The organism is Stenotrophomonas pictorum JCM 9942, assembly GCF_001310775.1.
Classification (GTDB): domain Bacteria; phylum Pseudomonadota; class Gammaproteobacteria; order Xanthomonadales; family Xanthomonadaceae; genus Stenotrophomonas; species Stenotrophomonas pictorum.
Window position 1 is genome coordinate 1 of record NZ_BAZI01000420.1, and the last position, 2,126, is coordinate 2,126.

Here is a 2,126-nt window from a genome sequence, read left to right on the forward strand (position 1 = left end):
GCCGGGGCGCAGCTCCGGCAGCTGGCAGCACTCGGCCAGCAGGCCGGGACCGGCGGCACGATGAATCGCCCCGTCCACACCACCACCGCCCAGCAGGGTTTCGTTGGCGGCGTTGACGATGGCGTCAACGTCCAGTTCGGTGATGTCGCCGTGCCAGATTTCGATGCTCATGGTCCCGATCTTCCACCGCCCTGTATGAGAGAAACGTGACGGGCGCCTGCGTGCACCCGCTGCCAGCGAAGCCTGGCGCTGGCGTGTCTCACAGCCTGCGATTGCAGGTACCGGAAAGCATGAAGGCCGCGGGTAGCGGCCTTCATGGACGATCACTGCTGGAATGCAAATTACGGCAGGCCGGCCAGCCAGTCGTCGTCCGAGCCCTCGTTGATATCGGCGAACAGCGGGGTGGAGAAGTAGCGCTCACCGGTGTCCGGCAGCATCGCCAGGATCACCGAGCCGGCGTCGGCGGAGGCGGCGATATCCAGCGCGCTGGCGACGGTGCCGCCGGCGGAGATGCCGACGAAGATGCCTTCCTCGGCGGCCAGCCGGCGTGCGGTCTCGATCGCACGGTCGTCCTGCACCGCCAGCAGCTGGTCGTAGACCGCGCGGTTGAGCACGTCCGGGACGAAATCCGGCGTCCAGCCTGGATCTTGTGCGGAGTGAACTCCTTGCCGGCCAGCAGCGCGGCGCCGGCCGGTTCGGTGGCGATGATGCGGGTGTCCGGGCGCGCGACCTTCAGCACCTCGCCCACGCCGGTGAGGGTGCCGCCGGTGCCCCAGCCGCTGACGAAATAGTCCAGGCGCCGGCCGGCGAAATCACGCAGGATCTCCGCCGCGGTGGTCTGGCGGTGGTAGGCCGGATTGGCCGGGTTGGCGAACTGGCTGGCCAGGAACCAGCCGTGCTGGTCGGCCAATTCCCTGGCCTTGCGTACCATGCCGCTGCCGCGTTCGGCCGCGGGAGTCAGGATCACCTTGGCACCGTAGGCGCGCATCAGCTTGCGGCGTTCGATGGAGAAGGTTTCCACCATCGTCGCCACGAACTTGTAGCCGCGTGCGGCGGCGACCATGGCCAAGGCCACGCCGGTGTTGCCGGAGGTGGCTTCGACGATGGTGTCACCGGGCTTGAGCAGGCCTTTTTTCTCGGCATCGAGAATGATCGCCAGCGCCAGCCGGTCCTTGACCGAGCCGCCCGGATTGAACGATTCGACCTTCACATAGAGGTCCACGCCGGCCGGGGCAAGCCGGTTGAGCTTGACCACCGGGGTGCTGCCGATGGTGTCGAGAATAGTGTTGTAGATAGCCATTGAATGCTCCGGGGAAGGCGGTCAGGCGGCGTCGGCCAGTGTCGTTGGCGAGGTCTTTGCGGGAGGTGAGGAAAGGGTAGGGGGGACCTGCAGCGGCGCGTGACCGAACCAGTGCAGCTCGTCGGCCAGCGCGGCTACATCGCCCAGAATCAGCAGCGCCGGCGATTGCACCCGGTACAGGTGGGCGGCCTCGGGCAGGGTGTCCAGCTGGCCGCGGACTACCCGTTGGCTGGTGCGCGAGCCGTTTTCGACCAGGGCGAACGGCGTCGCCGCGCACAGGCCTGCTGCGAGCAGACCGCTGCGGATCTGGGCCAGCGTCGCCACCCCCATGTAGAACACCAGCGTCTGCCGCGGTAGCGCCAGCGCGTTCCAGTCCAGCGTGTCCAGCGAACCCTTGCAGTGCGCGGTGACCAGGCGCAGCTGCTGGGTATGGTCGCGATGGGTCAGTGGAATGCCGGCATAGGCCGCGCAGGCCAGCGCGGCGGTGATGCCCGGTACCACTTCGTAGGCGATGCCGTGTGCCCGCAGGAACTGCAGTTCTTCGCCCCCCCGGCCGAACACGAACGCATCGCCGCCCTTGAGCCGTACCACGCGTTTGCCGGCGCGGGCGTGTTCCAGCATCAGCGCGTGGATGTGGTCCTGGGCGGTGCTGTGGCCCTGCGCGGATTTGCCCACTTCAATGAAATCGGCGTCGCGTCGCGCCAGCTGCAATACCTCGGTGCTGACCAGCCGGTCGTGCAGGATCACATCGGCCTGGTTGAGCGCGCGCAGCGCGTTGAGCGTGAGCAGTCCCGGATCGCCGGAACCGGCGCCGACCAGCACCACC

General features: G+C 67.8%; 2 protein-coding genes and 1 pseudogene. All 3 read right to left on the reverse strand.

The genetic code is table 11. From position 1 onward, the window contains the following. Positions 1-171 (reverse strand): macro domain-containing protein (locus tag JCM9942_RS14505; RefSeq protein WP_172675139.1); only part of this gene is annotated, 171 nt, incomplete at its 3' end. A 170-nt stretch (positions 172-341) separates the two neighbouring features. After that, positions 342-1,300 (reverse strand): annotated as a pseudogene (cysK, locus tag JCM9942_RS14510) (cysteine synthase A). A gap of 21 nt (positions 1,301-1,321) precedes the next feature. After that, a partial coding sequence (gene cobA / locus JCM9942_RS14515) for a uroporphyrinogen-III C-methyltransferase (protein WP_083468567.1) occupies positions 1,322-2,126 on the reverse strand: 805 nt, incomplete at its 5' end.